This is a genomic window from Enterobacter sp. TMH.L2 (assembly GCF_050847315.1).
Taxonomy (GTDB): domain Bacteria; phylum Pseudomonadota; class Gammaproteobacteria; order Enterobacterales; family Enterobacteriaceae; genus Cedecea.
Map to the genome: position 1 here is coordinate 2,571,831 of NZ_CP193791.1, position 20,272 is coordinate 2,592,102.

The following is a 20,272-nucleotide window of genomic DNA, read 5'->3' on the forward strand; positions in this document are numbered from 1 at the left end:
TCACAGTTCCAATATAAAAGCCCTTCTGGTTTGAGACGTTTTCGATATGGAACTTCGCTATCTCCGCTATTTTGTCGCCGTTGCCCAGACGCATAATTTCACCCGGGCAGCCGAGCTGTTGGGTATTTCGCAGCCTCCTCTTAGCCAACAGATCCAGCGGCTGGAGCGTGAAGTGGGCACGCCCCTGCTGCACCGCTTGACCAGAGGTGTAGAGCTGACGGATGCGGGAGAAGCGTTTTATCAGGATGCCTGCCAGATTCTGGCCCACAGCGATGCCGCGCTGGAGAAAGCCCGCGGCATTGCCCGCGGTATTAACGGCAAGCTGTCGCTCGGGATAACCAGTTCAAACGCGTTCAATCCAAAGATTTTTTCCCTGCTGCGCCAGTTTCAGGCGCACTATCCGGCCATCGAACTGCGCCAGCGAGAAACCAATATGGCGGGCCTGATGCAGGAGCTGGATGATGGCTTGCTGGACGTGGCGTTTGTGCGCCTGCCCTGTGAAAGCAGCAAGCGGTTTACGCTCAAGCTAATTGACGAAGAGCCGATGATGATTGCCCTGCACAAGGACCATCCTCTATCCGGGGAGAAAGAACTGGCCCTGCAGGCGCTGGCCGATGTGCCGCCAGTGCTGTTCCCGGAAGAAGTGGCCCCCGGATTATATGAACTGATGTATAACGCCTGCCTGCGGGCGGGCATCGATCTGAAAAGTGCCTGCCAGGCTTCGCAAATTTCTTCCTCGTTAAGCATGGTCTCGGCAGGCTTCGGGTTCGCCTTAGTTCCCCAATCGATGACCTGCATCGCCTGCCCGAACGTCACCTTCCACGCGATTCGCGGTGACCAGGTGAAAACGGACATTGCGCTGGCCTGGCGGCAGTTTGAACGCTCTCCGACGGTGAAACGCTTTATCCAGCTGTTCGCCCACTGAGCCTGGCCGCAACGACATCGCTCCCTGAGTGACCCAATGCTACAATAGTCACCATTCACAAATCCGAACACAGGGAGAAAATATGTCTGAAACACACGTTCAGGGCGGGGAAACCAGAGGGCCTGCGGAACACAGCGTCAGGGAACAGATCATCGAGGCAGCGACCGAATTCTTTGGCCACTACGGGTTTGAAAAAACGACGGTATCCGATCTCGCCAAAGCCATCGGCTATTCCAAGGCTTATATCTACAAGTTCTTCAAATCCAAGCAGGAAATCGGCGAAGTGATCTGCGACAACCGCCTGACAAAGATGATGGCAATCGTCAGTCAGTCGGTGGATGACGCCCCCGGTGCGTCGGCTAAGCTGCGGGCGATGTTCAGCGCGCTCATTGCCGCAGGCAGCGATCTGTTTTTCTACGACCGTAAGCTCCACGACATCGCCATTGTTTCCTGCCTGGAAAACTGGCCCTCGGCCGAACGCTACAAGCTGCAGCTGCGGGAAGTGCTTACCGCCATTATTCATGCAGGCCGCCAGTCCGGTGAATTTGAACGCCGCAGCCCGATGGATGAAACCGTTAACGCCGTTTTTCTCGTCATGCTGCCGTATATCAGCCCGATACAGCTGCAATACAACCTCGAACTGGCTAAGCAAGCCGAACAGCTTTTGCCCGCGCTGATCCTAAAAAGTTTAATGCCCTGATCGCATCTTGTGACCATTGACTAAATTGGTCACTTGAATAATTATCTGCGTTCCTGCTCCGCGTTTATAAGGGAACGTATGTTTCGTCTTCAGCCTTTTCCAGCCGCCGTGGCGCTGCTGTGCTCGGCGCTCACCGCCTGCGGTGACTCATCTCAGCCAGAGGATCCGCGTACCGAGCCTCCGCTAGTTCGCGTTGTCGCGGTTCAGTCCGCCAATGATGACGCCCGGGCTTTTACCGGCATTGTCGCCTCCCGAATCCAAAGCGACCTCGGTTTTCGCGTTCCGGGAAAAATTCTTGAGCGCCTGGTGGACAAAGGCCAGACGGTAAAAAACGGCCAGCCCCTGCTCCGACTCGATCCTCAGGATTTAAGCCTGCAGGCTAAAGCGCAGGATCAGGCCGTCGCCGCTGCCAAAGCCCGCGCTAAACAGGCCGCCGCCGATGAGGCCCGCTACAGAAGCATTGTCGGCAGCGGCGCGATTTCAGCCTCGCAGTACGATCAAATCAAAGCCCAGGCCGACAGCGCCAGAGCGGATCTGCAGGCGGCCATTGCCCAGGCCAATGTGGCTAAAAACGCCATGAATTATGCGGTGCTGACGGCTGATTCTGACGGCGTGATCGTGGATACGCTGGCCGAGCCAGGCCAGGTTGTCGCCGCCGGGCAAGGGGTGATTCGTCTCGCCCGGGCGGGCCAGCGTGAAGCGGTCGTCGATTTGCCGGAAACGCTGCGCCCGGCGCTGGGCACCATAGCTCAGGCTCATCTTTACGGTTCAGATAGCGCTCCCGTGGCCGCTACCTTACGTCAGCTTTCCGACGCCGCCGACCCACAAACCCGCACATTTGAAGCGAAGTTTGTGCTCGCTGGCGCACTTGCCCAGGCGCCGCTCGGCAGCACGGTGACCGTCACCATTCCTGACGCAGGCACTCCCTCACAAAACGTGATTGTGCCTTTGGCCTCGCTCTATGACGCCGGGAAAGAGAAAGGCACCGGCATTTGGGTGGTAAGCGCTAAACCGGCCAAAGTGAGCTGGCACCCGGTGAGCATCCGCCGCATCACCGATGAATCCGCCATTGTTGCCACCCAAATCGACAGCCACGCCAGCATCGTTGCCCTCGGCGCACATCTGCTGCATGACGGCGAAGAAGTCAGACTGCTTGCACAGGGCGCCACCGATCTGGCGGGAGCACCGTAATGAGCGACTCTCGCTTTAACCTTTCCGCCCTCGCGGTACGTGAAAAATCAGTCACTCTGTTCCTGATCCTGCTCATTACGCTGGCCGGGATCATCGCGTTCTTTAAACTGGGCCGAGCCGAGGATCCGCCTTTTACGGTGAAACAGCTGACCGTGATCACCGCCTGGCCGGGAGCCACCGCGCAGCAAATGCAGGATCTGGTGGCCGAGCCGCTGGAAAAGAGAATGCAGGAGCTGGACGACTACGACCGCACGGAAACCTATACCCGTCCGGGTCTTGCCTACAGCGTTGTCTCCCTAAAAGACAGCACGCTGCCCGCCAACGTGCCGGAGGCGTTTTACCAGGCGCGGAAAAAAATCAGCGATGAGGCCAAAAATCTGCCGGATGGCGTTATCGGCCCGCTTGTAAATGACGAATTTTCAGATGTGACATTCGCGCTGTTTGCCCTGAAAGCAAAAGGCGAGCCGCAGCGCCTGCTGGTGCGCGATGCCGAGAACCTGCGCCAGCAATTGCTGCACGTCCCCGGCGTGAAAAAGGTGAATATTATCGGTGAACAGGCGGAACGCATTTTTGTTTCGTTCTCTCATGACAGGCTTGCCACGCTTGGTGTTTCGCCGCTGGACATCTTTCAGGCGCTGAGTAACCAGAACCTGCTCACCCCCGCAGGCTCAATAGAAACTGCCGGCCCGCAGGTGTTTATCCGCGTGGATGGCGCTCTGGATCAGCTCTCAAAAATCCGCGATACCCCCATTGTGGCCCAGGGGAAAACGCTGAAACTGTCCGACGTAGCTGACGTCGAGCGCGGGTATGAAGTCCCGGCTACGTTCCTCGTCAGAAACAACGGCGAGCCGGCCCTGCTGCTCGGCGTGGTCATGCGCGACGGCTGGAACGGGCTTGATTTGGGCAAAGCCCTGGATCAGGAAACCCGTAAAATCAACGACACGATGCCGCTCGGCATGAGCTTCAGTAAAGTCAGCGATCAGTCAGTGAACATTAGCTCCGCCGTGGATGAGTTTATGGTGAAGTTTTTTGTCGCCCTGCTGGTGGTGATGGTGGTCTGCTTTGTCAGCATGGGCTGGCGGGTAGGCATCGTGGTTGCCGCCGCCGTGCCGCTAACGCTGGCAGTGGTATTTATCGTCATGGCCGCCACCGATAAAAACTTCGACAGGATAACCTTAGGCTCACTCATTCTGGCGCTGGGCCTGCTGGTGGACGACGCTATCATCGCCATTGAAATGATGGTGGTGAAAATGGAGGAAGGCTACAGCCGTGTGAAAGCCTCCGCCTACGCCTGGAGCCACACCGCCGCGCCCATGCTGGCGGGCACGCTGGTAACCGCCATCGGCTTTATGCCGAACGGCTTTGCCCACTCCACCGCCGGGGAGTACACCAGCAACATGTTCTGGATCGTCGGTATCGCGCTGATAGCATCCTGGCTGGTGGCCGTGGTATTCACGCCCTATCTCGGCGTGAAATTGCTACCCGATATGCACAAAGCCGCGCTGGCGGAACACGCGCTGTACACCAGCAAAAATTACAATCGCTTCCGGGCATTGCTGAAAAAAGTCATCGCCCGCAAGTGGCTGACCGCCGGTTCGGTCGTCGGCCTGTTTGTGCTGGCGATAGCCGGAATGGCCGTGGTGAAAAAGCAGTTCTTCCCCATCTCAGACCGCCCGGAAGTGCTGGTAGAAGTTCAGCTGCCTTACGGGACGTCTATCGAGCAAACGACGAAGACTACCGAGCGCATTGAGCAATGGCTCAGCGCGCAGAAAGAGTCAAAAATCGTCACCTCCTACATTGGCCAGGGCGCGCCGCGTTTCTACCTGGCCATGGCTCCGGAGCTGCCCGACCCTTCGTTCGCAAAAATCGTGATCCTCACGCCCGATCCTGATGCGCGAGAAGCGTTGAAAATGCGGCTGCGGCAGGCCATCAGCAACGGTCTGGCACCGGAGGCGCAGGTGCGCGTCACCCAACTTGTCTTCGGGCCTTATACGCCCTACCCGGTAGCGTTTCGCGTGATGGGGCCAGACCCGGACGTGCTCAGAACGATTTCGTTACGGGTTGAAAAAGTGATGAATCAAAGCGGACTGATGCGCACCGTGAACATCGACTGGGGCTCCCGGGTTCCTACCCTGCATTTCACCCTGAACCAGGACCGGCTTTACGCCGTGGGCTTAACCACCGCCTCCGTCTCGCAGCAATTACAGTTTCTGCTATCCGGCGCGCCGTTGACCGAAGTGCGGGAAGATATTCGCTCCGTGCAGGTCACGGGCCGGGCGCGCGGCAGCGTGCGGGACGACCCGGCACAGCTCGCCGCGCTAACGCTCATTGGCGCGAACGGGCAAAAAGTGCCGCTCTCGCAAATCGGTAAGGTTGAAGTTGTGATGGAAGATCCGGTGCTCCGACGTCGCGACAGAACGCCAACCATTACCGTGCGGGGCGATGTCGCCGATGGCCTTCAGCCGCCGGATGTGTCGACGGCGATCGTGAAAAAAATTCAACCTATTGTGGCAGAGCTTCCGGCGGGGTACCGCATCGAAGAAGCGGGCGCCATTGAAGAATCCGGCAAGGCCACGGCGGCAATGGCTCCGCTGTTCCCGATCATGATCGCGCTAACGCTGCTGGTGATTATTCTTCAGGTTAGGTCGATCTCAGCCATGCTGATGGTGTTCGCCACCAGCCCACTGGGGCTTATCGGCGTGGTACCGACGCTGCTGATTTTCAACCAGCCGTTCGGCATCAACGCCCTGGTGGGGCTGATTGCGCTTTCAGGGATTTTGATGCGCAATACGCTGATCCTCATCGGCCAGATTAAGCATAACGAGCAGGCCGGGCTGACGCCTTTTGATGCCGTGGTTGAAGCGACGATCCAACGTTCGCGCCCGGTGCTGTTGACCGCCCTGGCGGCGATTCTGGCATTTATTCCCCTGACCCATTCCGTGTTCTGGGGAGCGCTGGCCTACACGCTTATCGGCGGGACGTTTGGCGGCACCTTTATGACGCTGCTGTTCCTCCCCGCCATGTATGCGATCTGGTTCAAAATTCGCCCGCCAAAGGTTGATAACTGACCGATTCATCAGGCCCGGAGGACTCCTCTCCGGGCCATATTCCAAATCATGAACACCGCTCATGTTCTAATGAAATTAAATCACTTTTACTAAAACTGTGACTCAGGCATAAAAGATGCAATATTGTTAACGACATGCAATGTGAAGATTACTGACAGGTAAAACCACAACTAACCAAAGGTTATCTGTGAGAAATCAAGCAGTAGATACAGGCAAAAAACAGAACTAAGGTGCCGGATTACCATGACTAAAGCGTTTACTTTTACTCTTAAGAGCATTGTTTTTGATGAGAATTACAACCCGTCAGGGAATACGCGCATCACAACCAATTTTGCTAACCTCGCCCGCGGCGAGAAGCGTCAGGAGAACCTGCGTAACGCGTTGATCATGATTGATAACCGCTTCAACTCCCTGGCGAACTGGGACAACCCCACCTCCGACCGCTACGGCGTTGAACTTGAAATTATTTCCGTTGAGCTGGATGTTGAAGGCAACGGCAAGACCTTCCCGGCGATTGAGATTTTAAAAACTCACGTGCTGGATAAGAAAACCGGCCAGCGCATCGAAGGCATTGTCGGGAACAACTTCTCTTCCTACGTTCGCGACTATGATTTCAGCGTTCTGCTGCCAGCGTACAACCAGGATCGCGCAGAATTCACCATCCCGGAAGATTACGGCGTGCTGCACGGGAACTTGTTCAGACACTTCGTTGGGTCAGACACCTACAAAGAAAATTTCAATAAAGCGCCGGTGATTTGCCTGAGCGTTTCCAGCAAAAACGTTTACCGCCAGACCGGAAACCGCCACCCGGTGCTCGGCATTGAATATGAGCAGGATTCATCTTCCCTGACCGATCTCTACTTCAACAAAATGGGGCTGAAGGCTCGCTATTTCATGCCGCCCAACAGCGTGGCGCCGTTTGCCTTCTACCACACGGGCGACCTGGTGAATGACTACTCGAATCTCGAGCTTATCAGCACCATCAGCACCATGGAGACGTTCCAGAAGATCTACCGCCCTGAGATTTACAACGCGAATTCTCCGGCCGGGCTGTGCTTCCAGCCAAGCCTGAACCACCAGGATCATTCATTTACTCAAATTGTTTACGATCGTGAAGAACGCAGCCGTTTGGCCATCGAACAAGGGAAGTTTACTGAAGAGCACTTCATCAAACCGTACCAAACAATTTTAGAGCAGTGGTCTGCTAACTACCCTCTTTGAGACACCAAATACAAGGTTATTCGACATGAAAAGATTATTGCCTACGTCCACTGCCGGCAGCCTGCCAAAACCGTCCTGGCTGGCACAGCCTGAAACGCTGTGGTCGCCGTGGAAGCTGCAGGATCAGGAACTTATTGAGGGTAAACAGGACGCCCTGCGCCTGGCGCTGCACGAACAACAGCTGGCCGATATCGACATCGTCAGCGACGGCGAGCAGACTCGCCAGCACTTCGTGACCACCTTTATCGAACACCTGGACGGCGTGGATTTCGAGAAACGCGAAACCGTGCGCATTCGTAACCGCTACGATGCCAGCGTCCCGACCGTGGTAGGCGCCGTGGCTCGTCAAAAACCGGTGTTTGTGGAAGATGCAAAGTTCCTTCGCAAACAAACCGACCGGCCAATCAAATGGGCGCTGCCTGGCCCGATGACCATGATCGACACGCTGTATGACAACCACTACAAAAGCCGTGAAAAACTGGCCTGGGAATTCGCCAAAATCCTGAACCAGGAAGCGAAAGAGCTGGAAGCCGCCGGCGTGGACATCATTCAGTTCGATGAGCCAGCCTTCAACGTGTTCTTCGACGAAGTTAACGAATGGGGCATCGCCACGCTGGAACGCGCCATCGAAGGCCTGAAGTGCGAAACCGCCGTGCATATTTGCTACGGCTACGGCATCAAAGCCAACACCGACTGGAAGAAAACGCTGGGCTCGGAGTGGCGCCAGTACGAAGAGGCGTTTCCAAAGCTGCAGACCTCAAACATCGACATCATCTCGCTGGAGTGCCACAACTCCCACGTGCCGATGGACCTGCTCGAGCTGATTCGTGGCAAGAAAGTGATGGTGGGCGCCATCGACGTGGCCAACCACGCCATTGAAACCCCGGAAGAAGTGGCCAACACCCTGCGCAAAGCGCTGCAGTTCGTTGATGCCGAAAATCTCTACCCTTCCACAAACTGCGGTATGGCTCCGCTGCCGCGCCATGTGGCCAGAGGCAAACTGCACGCGTTGAGCGCTGGGGCAGAGATCGTGCGCAGAGAGATTCTGGGTAAATAACCTAAAGTCTTTGCAACCCGCCTGGCGATTGAGAGATCGCCAGGTTTTATTCCCTGTGCCGATAGCTAATCCCTCCTTTAATGGCAGTCATTTCCTGGTCACTCAACGCACTAATACTGGGCCCATCGAATTAATCATAAATTTATTATTAACCTGCTAATATATAGCCTTGCCTTCATGAATATATTGCGAGCTAAGCAAGCAGATATTCAAAATATGATGCACTCTATATTTCGAATATTTTTCGCATTATTAAACAATAAACACCACCACCCCAAAATAAGACAAATATTATTTTTGTTTTATTAATGTCAGCATAAAAAATCAGCCAAAAATAATTTATCCCTACAAGCCGATTGCCCTGCCCACTAACGCTGTATGTCAGCATAAACTGCCCCTTGTGTTTTATAAGGAATATATTCCCACATCAAAAATGGTGGCTTTGACAAAAAAACAGCGCCACTCTAATTTTTCAACTCACACAGCAATTTTCTCACTTTTGTTATTTGCTCTGCTCGCTATTCAGTTAGCTGGCTTTTAATGAGGAGTTTAAATATGGCCTGGACTTTTTATCTGACGATAACGAATGCCACGGACAGGGTGCTTGAGGTAGACAGCAGTTCAATTGAATGGGGAACCTGGTATCGGAACTCCGTTGACGATCGTGGCCCCATCAGCATTGAACCTAATGCAACCGTTCAGGCTTTGGGCATCCGTGCTGCAAGGGGAACCTGGACCGGCTATGAATGCCACGCGCAATGGAAAGACAAAGTGCCCCCGGGCCAAAAAGGCTACGGTGCCGTCTCTCTGATGATCGATGTCCCTTTCAGCGGATCTAACGACTCAAGTCTGTCTGCCGGCGGCGCCTTGACCGCAAGCGGATGGACAAACTTGCCGAGCGGCGGGCATGACTTTAGCCGTTCCATCACGATCCGGGCCGGGCGAGATAAAAAGCTGCTGGTTCTGGATGAGGGGATAATCCCGGTGAAAGTTAAAGAGAATGATGCGGTCGAAGAGGAGTACCGGGCCTGGCTACTCGAAGTGGCCGCCAAAAACCCGGACGTGCGCAACTGGAGCGACGTCGAAAAAGATTTACAGGCCATTGATGACTTCAACCCATTGCAGTACATCCCTGACGGGCCTTACCTGACGAAGCGCCTGCTCGCTCGCTCAGAACCCCTGGTAGTGGAACCTGCGCTTTGGGAAGGTATTGGCGATGTGGATTATCCCACGCCGTACGCGCAGGATTTGTTCATTGATGAATATTTTGCTGTGGCAATTTACAGCGTAGGTAATAACCCTCGTACCTTTATTAACGTCCCTGCTGGGTCAACGCGCAGCACCAGCGAGAAAGTCACCGTCACTTCGGCCATTAAAAACGTCCTGACGGTCAACTGGTCACTCAAAACCTCGCTGTCCGAAAAAGCCGCCGACCCAATCACCGGTTCAGAAGTGGCTTCCAGTATGGATATGGAGTTTGGCGTCACCAATGTGCTGGAAGTCAGCCGTGAGTCCGTGACTGAAAAAATTGTTGAAGAGTCCTTCACAGCGCCGCAGGACAGCGATGTGCTGATTGTTCCCTGGGTATTTAGTACGGCGGTAGTCATTTATCGCCGGACCAAAAAAGGTAACGTCAGCCTGGTCGCCGTTTCCGAATGGGCGCAAATGCAGTTCTTTAAAAGTTACAGAGTACAAACCCTGTTCAAACTTGAATCTGGAGATGCGTCATGAAAACACTCGTTATCGCAATTCTTATCGCTGTTCTGTGCCAGGGCATGGCGATGGCCGAAACGCAGCAACCGGCATCCGGGGCTTTACCTGCCAATGAAAAGCCGCCCCTGGTGCTGACGGCCGACGAAAAAAAAGCGAGTGAGGCTAATGCCGACAGGAATGAATGCTGGTCGGCCAGAAATTGTAGCGGGAAAATCCTTAATAATAAGGATGCGCATAACTGCAAAAACTCCGGGGGTAAATCCTGGCGGGGTAAAAACTCCAGCCAGTGCACCAATCTTTAAACTTTAGATGCCAAAGCAACTATCCTGCCCGTGGTATAACGGGTGGATAGTTTCTTACTGGCGCCAGGGAAGCATCGCCAACTGAATATTCGATGAATGCCGGTAATTCCCGCGGCTTTACCTCTGACCAGGTATCGTTATAGGTAACTTCCGGGCGCAATCAGATTTTAAGTGCAGCCACAATTGTGGCTTCCATTTTCTCCGGGGTAGTGAACGGTGCAAAACGCTTCAGCGGTTTTCCGTCCCGGCCAATCAGGAACTTTGTGAAGTTCCACTGGATCCGCCCGCCCAGCACGCCAGGCAATTCTTTCTTCAGATAACGAAACACCGGATGCGCGGAGGTACCGTTGACCTCGACCTTTGCAAACATCGGAAAACTCACGCCGTAGTTAATATGGCACGTCCGGGCAATTTCGTCGGCGTCACCGGGCTCCTGCTTACCAAACTGATTGCAGGGGAAACCAAGCACCACCAACCCCTGCGCGGCGTACTTCTTATAGAGCGCCTCGAGGCCTGCGTACTGCGGCGTGAAGCCACACTGGCTGGCGGTATTGACCACCAGCACCAGCTTATCGGCGTAATCGGACAGAGCGATCTGCTGGCCAGTCAGGCTCGTGGCCGTCAGTTGATGAAATGGATTCATGTTGGGGTCCTCAGTGCACGTCAAAATGGCCACGCAGCGCGGGCCGTAATTCTTCTATCGCTAGCTTAGCAACGCGTAATGCGGTGGGGTTAGTGCTTTCACTTTCCAATGACCACGCTGCGGACAGTCCGCCCCAGGCAATGATCCATTTGAGAAGCCGCTCTCTGTCCAGATTTGCTATCTCACTCACGGCACGCAGCCTGCGCTTAAAAATCTCCGGCACGGTAGCGACCGGCGGAGCTGGGTTATCCAGATCCGGGTTGGTGAAAATATTAGCAAAATCGAATCCCCGCTCCCCTATGACGCCTTTAGGATCGATCGCCCGCCAGCCCGATGATGCAAAATCAAGCACATTGTCGTGGTGTAAATCACCATGTAAGGCCACAACATCCTGCGGAGTGGTAAGCAGTTCTTGGGAGATATCTGAACAAAATGCCAGCAAGCCGCCCCGCTGCTGCGCCACTATTTTTAGCGAAGCAAACCAATCATCCAGCGAAGGCAACTGGGGCAAAGGCTTTTGCCGAACGCGATGCAGCCTGTTTGCCGTAGCACATAAGATACGGCAGGCTTCGAGATCCTGACCTTCTCTGGACATTGTGGCTAATGACGCGGAGCCGGTGGCCCGGGCGAGAAGAATGGCTTCATCTTCATGGGCAATAACCTGCGCCGCGCCCCTGCCTGCCCACCAGACCAGCAGCGAGTTCCCGTTTGTTCATCCCTGTCGGCAGTCACTTTCAGCATAGCCTCAGCGCCATCAGCTGCGGTTTTCACCGGCAGCAGCTGCGACGTATGGGTATGAAAGGGAGTGCCGTCCGGAATCAGATTCCAGCGTTTCAGCCAGCAGCTTAGTTTGTCTTTATCCATAGGGCGGTTTTTATCTCCCATTGAGTCAAGTTACCAGTGCGGGGCTGGTTGTCAGCCCCGCCTGATAAACAGCCAAACGAATATTAGGCTGCTTTGAGCGAGAGATGAAATTTATGCTGCCAGATAAAATTGGCGACACTGTTCATGACGCTTAATGGTTTGCAGGTTAAGCGAGGTACTGGCACATGGTGGACACCTTACCTGAGCTGACGGTCCGCTAGGATGTAGGTTTTGATACACCCACCAAAGTGACTGAGTGGAGTATAGAGAGCATTAGGTTGAAAGCTGTAGAGGTGGTTGGGAATTATTTACTGGACTCTGAAGCTTTAGATATATTAGAAATATGTAAAACCAAAAGCACTAATCATTCCTCCTGAGATATTTTCTAACTTTTCTTTTAAGAAAGAATTTTATGGGTTTGGTAGTAAAGATTACTACACGGAGATTAAGTCATGATTTATTCCAATATAGACATCATTTCAAAAGTTGAGGCAGGATCGATAACGATTGCTAACTACTCTGATGAATATATGAGGCCATCAAGTTATTTTCTCAGGATGGACAAAAAATTATTCCGGATGAAAAAAATCGAGTCATTCATAGATGCTAAACATACAGATACTTCAGTATTTTTTAATGATATTGACTTGGACGATAATGGGATAATAATTCATCCCGGGGAGTTTTCATTAGCATCATCAGTCGAAATGATTTCATTGGATCATACAGTTTGCGCCGAACCTTACCAACTATCTTGCTATGCTCGTATAGGTCTTGGAGTTAATTTTAGCTCATGTCATGTTGCGGCATCTTTTGGTGAAAATAAACCACCATCAATTACTTTTGAAATAATAAATAACTCTTGCAACTCAATTAAAATATATCCAGGTGTAAAATTTTGTCATTTAAGACTTCATGATCATGTCACGCCAGCTACTAAGACTTATAATGGGATATATTCAGAGAAGAAGGAAGCAATGCCTGCTAATTTCGCCTTGAAGCCTGTCAGATAGTTTTTAGAGTCATAAGTTGGGCTATTTAGAATATTCAATAACCAGCCTTACTTATTTTTAGTTCCAAAAATTATATTATTGCTCCAAGCCGAATTCCTAAACCCCATCTCCCGACTCATAATTACTTAACTCAAACTAGACGTTTCCCGCGTAATACGTAGATACTCATTACACCAGACACCAAACATTAAATTTCTGAAGTAAATTATATCGGCGACTTAACTTCCAGCGCAGCGGAACGCCGTTGCACGCATTCTCTTACTTTGTTGAGGAATACTTTGTGTTCAAATTAAATCCATTGTTACTAAGCCTTGTGGCAGTGCAAGGTTTGATGTTCCCTATCTTACTGTCGAGGGCGTCGGAGTTAAAGCCTTATTCGCCAGAGATTAATGACAATAAAGTCGGGGCTTATTGCTTATGCAATGGCTTGACTCATACGCTGCGCGGTTTACCGCAAAGAGATCGACGGCAACGGCGCGAAAGGCTGGCGTTACAGCGCGGGTGTGCGCTGGTCGTTTTAATTGAACCGGTCGCCGTTATGGCGACCGGAAATATCGTAGGTTAGTTTATTGCGCCAGCCCGACTTTTACGAAAGGGCTACCATGACTGCGCGACTTTTTGATGAGCTTACCTACGTATAATTCTCTGACTTCTGGTGATGCGATTCTTCCAACAAACTCAGAACGGTCGGTTTCGGGAGGGGTGATCACTTTTCGTGTGAAGTACTGCTGAGAGCCTGCTTTTATCCAGCACTGTATCTCGTAAACTTCCATCACCAAACCGCCATAAGTAGCGTATGCAAAGCGTAGATTTTTATCTTTTGGTACTTTTGCCCAGACGCCACGCGTAGCTTCATATAATGCAAGTGCACTCATGCCAGACTTGTAGGTACTGTTTAGCAAAAAAGCGAGCCCTGCATGTTCAGGTGCGATTTCCGTCTCTTGCTTAAGAAGGAGATGGTTGAGCTCATCAAGCGTGATTCTCCCCATAAGGGAGCTGCTTCCTCGTACTTTGTTGGTCAGTTCTCCGACACCTAAGAGATCAATACATGTTGCTTCAACAAGCTTCGCTGTTGCCTCATCCATGCCATGGCGTAGTATGTCGATACCTAGGTTTCCTGTTTTTAACAGATGATTAATTCGTTCTGATTTCGGAGAGTCATCATTATACTTTATATGATCAAGACAGCGTTCTGACTTGCCTTTGCCTATATAAAACGGTTTCTTGGTTGCATCTTCAGTGTCATAAAACGCATAAACATAGGATTTAGCCATCCCTAAAGCTTTCGAGTATTTTGAAATATCCTTCATAACCATGCTTCCTTAGGGAGACAAGTACTTAAATTCACTATCGGCATTAAAGTTCAGAACATAAGCTCGAAACAATTAGCGAATTAATTGACCTGCTCCAATTGATGAATATTGGCCAAAGTTAGTAACGTACGCTTCTGGCACAAAGCGGAAAAATATAAACAGACTACATCGACAATCAAAAACTCAGGGCTGCCCTTCCATATTCCAACGTGCCGATCCCATAACGTCGTAAATGTGTTGTTCGGTAAAGGCCGGGAATTTTGCGTGCCTGGAGGCTGCCAGCAACGCATTACAGTAGCTCTGGTCTCCACCTTTCACGATGAAATTTTGCAAGGTTCCATCTATTTTAAAATCAAGGTGCACATTGCACCTTTTTCCATTCCAGGCATGAGGCTCAGCAAGCGCGGCATCAAGTGCTTTCTTTATCCCCGAGGCCTGTTGACCATAAATATCCGTATCGGAAACTTTTCCCGCGCGATCGTAGGTGCAACTATCAAGCGCACTCTTTTTTATACACTCTTTCGGGGTTAATGGAGCACATCCTGAAAGCATTATTGCGAGCATGACCAGCATCGATAATTTAGTCATCCATAAATCCTTTTATGAAGCATTGCATTACGTGGCTTTTACCACCGCTGAATTATGCCACTTCACCCGGCTCAACGATTCACTTTTTGACCTACCAATATTAATACTCAGCCCACGGCCTCCCCGCCAGCCGCGCCTTAAGCAGCTCGATAAACTTTTGCGCCCTCGGGCTTCGTTCTGCCTGCGGAGTGCCGCTCAGCGCCACGATATCGGCATCCGGCAGCGTGTATTCCGGTAGAAGTCTCACCAGCTCGCCGCTGTGAATTTGCGGCAGCACATCCCATTCGGACCGCATAATGATCCCCCTGCCCGCCAGCGCCCACTCTTTTACCACTCGCCCTTCGTTGCTCGACAATTTGGGCGAGATCCGCTGCGGGCAGTCCCCTTTGGGGCCGGAGAAGCGCCACAGCGTCACGTCTTCGCTGTTTTCCCGCAGCGCAATGCAGTCGTGATCCACCAGCTGTTCCGGCGTCAGCGGGGTGCCTTTTCGGTTCAGGTAGTCCGGGGAAGCGCAGATAAAGCGTTGGTTAGGCGCAAGCTTGATGCAGTGCATACTGGAATCGCGTAGCTCGCCGATGAAAATCACCAGATCCCATTTGTGTAGCCTGGCCCAATGTGGGTCGTCGGAAAGTGTCAACTCCACTTCAAGGTTTTCATGCTGCGCGGCGTATTCCCCCAGCAGCGGCGCAATATAGTCGTTACCAAATCCCAGCGGGGCCAGCACGCGCAGCTTGCCTCTGACCTGCTGCCGCCTGTCGTCCAGAGCAGACTGCAGGCCAGCCAGCTCGGTGAGGATCTTCTCCGCCCGGCTCAGCAGCAGCGAGCCTTCATCGGTGAGTGAAACCTGCCGCGAGGGCCGCAGAATAAGGTCGACGCCAAGCTTTTGTTCCAGCCCGCGCAGCCGCTGCGTAACGGAGGGCGGCGTGACATTCATCGCCCTTGCGCCGGCGGCCAGCGTATCGTGAGTAGCGATAGTACGGAAGAAAGCCAGATCGTCGCTGTTTATCATTAAGCCTGAACCTAATCATTAATTGATTTTATATTAATTTATACCTAATAAGCCGGATGACAAGATACAGCCTCACCCCAAAGGAGACCCGCTATGTCCGCCGAATGGATCACCACCCGTGATACCCCCTTTTTGCTGATCGAGAAAAGCAAATATTTGCGCAACATTGAGCGCCTGTACTCGCGCGTTCACGCTCTGGGCAGCGAGGTCCGGCCACACCTGAAAACCCTGCGCTCCATTGAGGCCGCCCGCTACCTGCTTGAACAAAGTGATTCCCCGGCCACGGTTTCCACGCTCGCCGAAGCGGAAACCTTTGCCGCTGCGGGTTACACCAACCTGCTTTACGCCGTCGGCATCGCGCCCCATAAACTTCCCCGCGTGGCGGCGCTGATCGCTAAAGACGTGAACCTGCACATTCTGCTCGACAGCGAACCACAGGCTAGCGCCGTGGCCGAATACAGCCGGGCGCACGGCCTCAAGTTTTCGGTATTTATTGAGGTGGATTGCGACGGCCACCGGGGCGGATTGCCGCCGCACAGTGACGCTCTTTTGACCCTGGCCCGCATCATTGAGGCAAGCGGCTCGACGCTGACCGGGCTGCTTGCTCACGCCGGAGAATCCTATAGCTGCCGCACGGACGAAGCTATTCTCGCGGCCGCCAGAGCCGAATGTGCCGCTATTAAAACCGCCGGAAGCCGCCTGCGCGCGCAGGGCTATGCCTGTCCCGTATTAAGCGTAGGGGCCACGCCGACAGCCCATTTTGCGGACGATCTCACGGACATCAGTGAAGTCAGAGCCGGGGTGTTTACCACCTTCGACCTGGTGATGAAAAACGTCGGCGTCTGCCGCCTGGAGGATATTGCGCTTAGCGTTGTCGCCACGGTGATTGGCCACAACAGGGAGAAAGGCTGGATATTTATTGATGCCGGGTGGATGGCGCTTTCCCGCGACAGGGGCACGGCGGCGCAAAGCCAGGACTACGCTTATGGCCAGGTGTGCAGCCTGAGCGGGGATCCCTACGAAAACCTGCTGGTCACCACGACCAACCAGGAGCACGGCATCGTTGCCCTGCCGGACAGTTCAACTTTGACCGTCGATGATTTCCCCGTCGGCAGCCGGGTGCGCATTCTGCCCAACCACGCCTGCGCCACCGCCGCCATGCATCAGCACTATCAGGTTCTGAGCGAAGATGGCGAGGGGCACGAGGTCTGGTCGCGGATCGTGGGCTGGTAAGCGTCAGTCAGGCTAATCAACGGCGGGGGATACCGAAAGGTTCCCTTTTTTGCCATGCCTTTGTGCTCCCACGCCCGAAGGTTTGAACATATATTTCACAACTAAATCTTATATGTTGTTGAAAACGACCTCTGATTTATGGTGTCAATTGTAACGATCTATAAATTAGTTTGTTTTATGTTTTGCCAGTGATATTAATTTGAATACGACAGAAATTATTTTTATTTATTTCTCTGACCTCAATCACCCCCTAATATATCGGGAGGACTACCTATGGCATAACAACAACACAAATATATTATGCATTACTTAATTCAGGTTGTAATTATTACATTCACTCAGCAAAAGGTATATATCATGAGCACAATGATTAAATTTAATCTGACTAATCAGAGCAGCACTCAGCAGGACTTTTTCTTCTTTCAAAAACCCGCTATATACAGTGGTGGAAGTAATGTCTACTCAAATAGTATCCAGAGTATTGTACTGGCACCTTATTCGACCAGCAGCAGCACTTATACTTTTCTGATTAATATGCAATTTTATGCCGGAGTTCAACAGGCAAATACGCCTCCTGTGGTAGGAAAACAATCAGGATTTTTATCCGCTATCCGCCCTATCGACCTGACGCCGGCCACCGGCACCCCGTCGAAAGGAAACTCCACCAGCCTGTCGCTGAATCCCTTTGGGTTAAGCTCGCCAGTGACAGACGCGGAGGCGGAACCGGGATCGTTTCGCATAGTCTCGCCGGTCTTTAGCCCTAATCTAAACCACGTCAACGGCGGCTCTGCCGTTATGCTGGGCGATGGCAGCGTCGTACTGTCAAACTTCACCACGGTGTTACCAAACCAAAACCTGGACTGCCAGCCAATTCTGAAATACTACATCCAGACAGGGTCATACCAGTCCGGCACGGTAATGAACTTCACCAGCTCATCCAACAGCGCTGCGCTTTGTGACGCCACCGAAGGAGAGTCAATTTTTGACGTTACTTATAATGCCGACGGTACCTGGACCGTGGTATCGAGCTGTTAAACATAAATATTGAGCTTCTGCACGGATTTATTACCCCTGCAGAAGCTCTTTATTTTTATGGCCTGTTACTTATCATCAAACAATAGCATTTAAATGAGGTGTTTAATGTTAAAAGAAAATGATCTGGTCAATGTCGATGACCTTACATCCTGGGCTAAGAAACATGATTGTAAAGTAATGGAAAATAATGGCGATACTTATATAGGCAACCCACCAACCGCCACCAAATATCCTCACTTTCATATTTTTTCTAATGGAAAAACTAATCTGAGTGTCGGATCATCTAAAAATGAAACCGTGGGTACCAACCAGACAATCGACCCGGAAAAGCTGAGGCAGGCCTGCGAGCGATTTAGCCAGTGGCCTATTGTCGCCCCACTCAAACTGGCCATTGAGTGGGTATTAAACCCTGAAAGGAATAATTAATCTTGTTTGAAAATAACCTTATAAGGATGGCGGTTTATTCCGCCATTTTTTAACGACTCAGCGCATCGGCTTCGACGCGGCGCCCTTTGTTTTTTCCGTCGTCAGGTACAGCTCCAGCAGCGTCTGTGCTTCGTTGAGCACCGCTTTACGCTCTGCGTCATTCTGCAGATTGGCCGCCGCCGCACCTTTGAGCATTTGCAGGATAACAATGGTCATCAGGCCGGCACGGTCGGCGGATAAACTGGGGATCACAACCTGCAGCGCGGTGGAGAACCCGCCGCGCATGGCATCCCTGAACTGAAGGCGGGCCGCTTCATGCTCGCCACGCTCTTCCACCAGCCTCAGGGCAAAGGTTCGCTGTGACTGCAGCGAAAGCACAAAGCGGGTGAACAGATCTGCCGCGGTGGGGATGTCCACCCCGGTAACGCTGGCCTCCAGCACTTCCAGTCGGTCGATCACTTCGCGGGTGTACTCCAGCAGCAGCGCGTCGGCCAGCGACTCTTTGTTGGGGAAAAACCGGTACAGCGAGCCAATGGCCGTGCCGGAGCTGGCCGCGATCTCGGTCATGGTTACGGCGTCAAAGCCCTTCTCGCCGAAGAGTCGTGTGGCCGCTTCAGTTATCGCCGCCACACGAAGATGGCCACGCAGGCGTTTAGGCTGGTTTGCCGCTAAGGGCGCTGGTTTCGTCATAAAATATTTCGTATCAATCCGCTAACATTTATTCGCATAACGCCCATTGAGATATGCGAGGGCATCCTCTAGAATCTGAGTTATGCGAGAACATCCTCGCATAACTTAACTCTCCCTGAGTGTAAGCCACGACTCCGGCGTGAGCCAGCTTAAACGAATATTCTTCCGCGCTGCGGGCGGCTATACAACGATGAAGAAACAAGATCCTGCCACACCTAACGGTTATCGCCTGCTGTCACCACAGCGTATGCAGTGGAGCACGCTGATTATTGCCACCGCACTTTTCGGCGGGCTGCTTACCTGGCTGAATATTCCTGCCGCCCTGCTGCTCGGGCCGATGGCCGCCGGGATTGTGGTCTCGCTGAACGGCGCAAAAATTCAGCCCAACGGCACGCTGTTTCTCATCGCCCAGGGCATCATCGGCTGCATGATTGCCAGCAAAATGCCCCGCAGCCTCGCCGACACCTTCGGCTCTCACTGGCTGCTGTTTATTGTCTGCGTCTTTTCGGTGATTTTTATCTGCATGCTGCTCGGCTGGATAATGACCCGCATGCGCATCCTGCCCGGAACCACCGCGCTCTGGGGATTAAGCCCCGGCGCAGCCACGGCCATGACGCTGATGGCCGAAGCCAACGGCGCAGACACACAGCTTGTCGCCGCCATGCAATATCTGCGGGTGATTATGGTAGCAAGCGTCGCTTCCGTGCTGATGAAAGTCTCAGGTGAGCACGTCCCTGCCACATCTGCGACGATCGATCTTTTTGCACACGGCTCTTACGTTGCGATGGCTGAAACTTTTGGACTTATTGCCTTCGGCTGTATTGCGGCCAAACTTCTGCGTTTGCCTGCCGGAGCGCTGTTGATCACGCTGGTCGCTGGCGTGGTGCTCTCGCAAAATAACTGGATTGAGATCGCGCTTCCGCAGTGGGTGCTGGTGCTGGCATACACCATCGTCGGCTGGCGCATTGGGCTGAAATTTACGCGTCCGCTGTTAAAACATGCCGCCCAGGTACTGCCGCGCATCGCGGTCAGCATTGTGATTTTGATTGCCCTTTGCGGCCTGATGGCGGCGGGATTGGTGGTCGTGGCCGATATCGACCCGCTCACCGCTTATTTAGCCATGAGCCCCGGCGGGGCCGATTCCGTGGCAATTATCGCCGCCTCCAGCAAGCACATCGACATTGCCTTTGTAATGTCGATGCAGATGACCCGTTTTATTATTCTGGTCGCCTTCGGGCCGATCATCGGTAATATCATGCAGCGGCAGGCGAAGAGGTGAAA

General features: G+C 52.8%; 18 protein-coding genes and 1 pseudogene. 13 read left to right on the forward strand and 6 right to left on the reverse strand.

Going from position 1 to position 20,272, the window contains the following annotated elements; genetic code table 11:
- Window positions 1-46 precede the first annotated feature (46 nt).
- From ACREYP_RS12360 to ACREYP_RS12395, 8 genes are all read left to right on the forward strand, one after another.
- A complete protein-coding gene (locus ACREYP_RS12360; RefSeq protein ID WP_008459283.1) occupies window positions 47-925 on the forward strand; it encodes a LysR family transcriptional regulator in 879 nt (292 codons plus the stop codon).
- An 82-nt stretch (window positions 926-1,007) separates the two neighbouring features.
- Window positions 1,008-1,625, forward strand: a complete 618-nt coding sequence (locus ACREYP_RS12365; protein ID WP_008459285.1) for a TetR/AcrR family transcriptional regulator — start codon at window positions 1,008-1,010, stop codon at window positions 1,623-1,625.
- A 78-nt stretch (window positions 1,626-1,703) separates the two neighbouring features.
- On the forward strand, window positions 1,704-2,816 hold the full coding sequence (locus tag ACREYP_RS12370) for an efflux RND transporter periplasmic adaptor subunit (protein ID WP_336818768.1): 1,113 nt from the start codon (window positions 1,704-1,706) through the stop codon (window positions 2,814-2,816).
- Window positions 2,816-5,884 carry an efflux RND transporter permease subunit gene (locus ACREYP_RS12375; RefSeq protein ID WP_336818769.1) on the forward strand — a complete coding sequence of 1,023 codons (3,069 nt, stop codon included), beginning with the start codon at window positions 2,816-2,818 and terminating at the stop codon, window positions 5,882-5,884. Before ACREYP_RS12370 ends, ACREYP_RS12375 begins: the two co-directional genes overlap by 1 nt.
- A gap of 243 nt (window positions 5,885-6,127) precedes the next feature.
- Window positions 6,128-7,105 (forward strand): DUF1852 domain-containing protein, encoded by a 978-nt coding sequence (locus ACREYP_RS12380; protein ID WP_008459291.1) that lies wholly within the window; start codon window positions 6,128-6,130, stop codon window positions 7,103-7,105.
- A gap of 25 nt (window positions 7,106-7,130) precedes the next feature.
- The gene (locus ACREYP_RS12385) at window positions 7,131-8,162 is read left to right on the forward strand and encodes a methionine synthase (protein WP_008459294.1); all 1,032 of its coding nucleotides are present in this window, start codon (window positions 7,131-7,133) and stop codon (window positions 8,160-8,162) included.
- Between the two features lie 555 nt (window positions 8,163-8,717).
- A complete protein-coding gene (locus tag ACREYP_RS12390; RefSeq protein ID WP_008459295.1) occupies window positions 8,718-9,893 on the forward strand; it encodes a hypothetical protein in 1,176 nt (391 codons plus the stop codon).
- On the forward strand, window positions 9,890-10,177 hold the full coding sequence (locus ACREYP_RS12395) for a hypothetical protein (protein WP_498880882.1): 288 nt from the start codon (window positions 9,890-9,892) through the stop codon (window positions 10,175-10,177). The genes ACREYP_RS12390 and ACREYP_RS12395 overlap by 4 nt, the downstream gene beginning before the upstream one ends.
- Window positions 10,178-10,337: 160 nt before the next feature.
- Here ACREYP_RS12395 and ACREYP_RS12400 read toward each other — a convergent pair whose 3' ends face one another.
- Both ACREYP_RS12400 and ACREYP_RS12405 read right to left on the reverse strand, forming a co-directional pair.
- Window positions 10,338-10,820, reverse strand: a complete 483-nt coding sequence (locus ACREYP_RS12400; protein WP_336818770.1) for a glutathione peroxidase — start codon at window positions 10,818-10,820, stop codon at window positions 10,338-10,340.
- A 10-nt stretch (window positions 10,821-10,830) separates the two neighbouring features.
- Window positions 10,831-11,684 (reverse strand): annotated as a pseudogene (locus tag ACREYP_RS12405) (aminoglycoside phosphotransferase family protein).
- Between the two features lie 452 nt (window positions 11,685-12,136).
- On the opposite strand from ACREYP_RS12405, the gene ACREYP_RS12410 reads away from it, so the two are divergent.
- On the forward strand, window positions 12,137-12,697 hold the full coding sequence (locus ACREYP_RS12410; RefSeq protein ID WP_336818772.1) for a dCTP deaminase: 561 nt from the start codon (window positions 12,137-12,139) through the stop codon (window positions 12,695-12,697).
- Between the two features lie 566 nt (window positions 12,698-13,263).
- On the opposite strand, the gene ACREYP_RS12415 is transcribed toward ACREYP_RS12410, so the two are convergent.
- The 3 genes from ACREYP_RS12415 to ACREYP_RS12425 form a co-directional block, all read right to left on the reverse strand.
- Window positions 13,264-14,007, reverse strand: a complete 744-nt coding sequence (locus tag ACREYP_RS12415) for an LEM-3-like GIY-YIG domain-containing protein (RefSeq protein WP_336818773.1) — start codon at window positions 14,005-14,007, stop codon at window positions 13,264-13,266.
- Between the two features lie 186 nt (window positions 14,008-14,193).
- Window positions 14,194-14,598 (reverse strand): energy transducer TonB, encoded by a 405-nt coding sequence (locus ACREYP_RS12420; RefSeq protein WP_498880883.1) that lies wholly within the window; start codon window positions 14,596-14,598, stop codon window positions 14,194-14,196.
- 100 nt (window positions 14,599-14,698) lie between these two features.
- Entirely contained in the window at window positions 14,699-15,607 is a 909-nt protein-coding gene (locus ACREYP_RS12425; RefSeq protein WP_008459311.1) for a LysR family transcriptional regulator, read from the reverse strand.
- A gap of 93 nt (window positions 15,608-15,700) precedes the next feature.
- Between ACREYP_RS12425 and ACREYP_RS12430 the strand changes: the two genes are divergently transcribed.
- The 3 genes from ACREYP_RS12430 (at window position 15,701) to ACREYP_RS12440 (ending at window position 18,301) form a co-directional block, all read left to right on the forward strand.
- Entirely contained in the window at window positions 15,701-16,840 is a 1,140-nt protein-coding gene (locus ACREYP_RS12430) for a DSD1 family PLP-dependent enzyme (RefSeq protein ID WP_336818775.1), read from the forward strand.
- 357 nt (window positions 16,841-17,197) lie between these two features.
- Complete coding sequence (locus ACREYP_RS12435) at window positions 17,198-17,875, forward strand: hypothetical protein (protein WP_008459313.1); 678 nt, start codon at window positions 17,198-17,200, stop codon at window positions 17,873-17,875.
- A 105-nt stretch (window positions 17,876-17,980) separates the two neighbouring features.
- Window positions 17,981-18,301 carry a hypothetical protein gene (locus ACREYP_RS12440; protein ID WP_498880884.1) on the forward strand — a complete coding sequence of 107 codons (321 nt, stop codon included), beginning with the start codon at window positions 17,981-17,983 and terminating at the stop codon, window positions 18,299-18,301.
- 57 nt (window positions 18,302-18,358) lie between these two features.
- Here the strand turns inward: ACREYP_RS12440 and ACREYP_RS12445 are convergent, their stop codons facing one another.
- Window positions 18,359-18,991 (reverse strand): TetR/AcrR family transcriptional regulator, encoded by a 633-nt coding sequence (locus ACREYP_RS12445; protein WP_336818777.1) that lies wholly within the window; start codon window positions 18,989-18,991, stop codon window positions 18,359-18,361.
- A 139-nt stretch (window positions 18,992-19,130) separates the two neighbouring features.
- On the opposite strand from ACREYP_RS12445, the gene ACREYP_RS12450 reads away from it, so the two are divergent.
- Window positions 19,131-20,270 (forward strand): AbrB family transcriptional regulator, encoded by a 1,140-nt coding sequence (locus ACREYP_RS12450; RefSeq protein ID WP_336818778.1) that lies wholly within the window; start codon window positions 19,131-19,133, stop codon window positions 20,268-20,270.
- Window positions 20,271-20,272 lie beyond the last annotated feature (2 nt).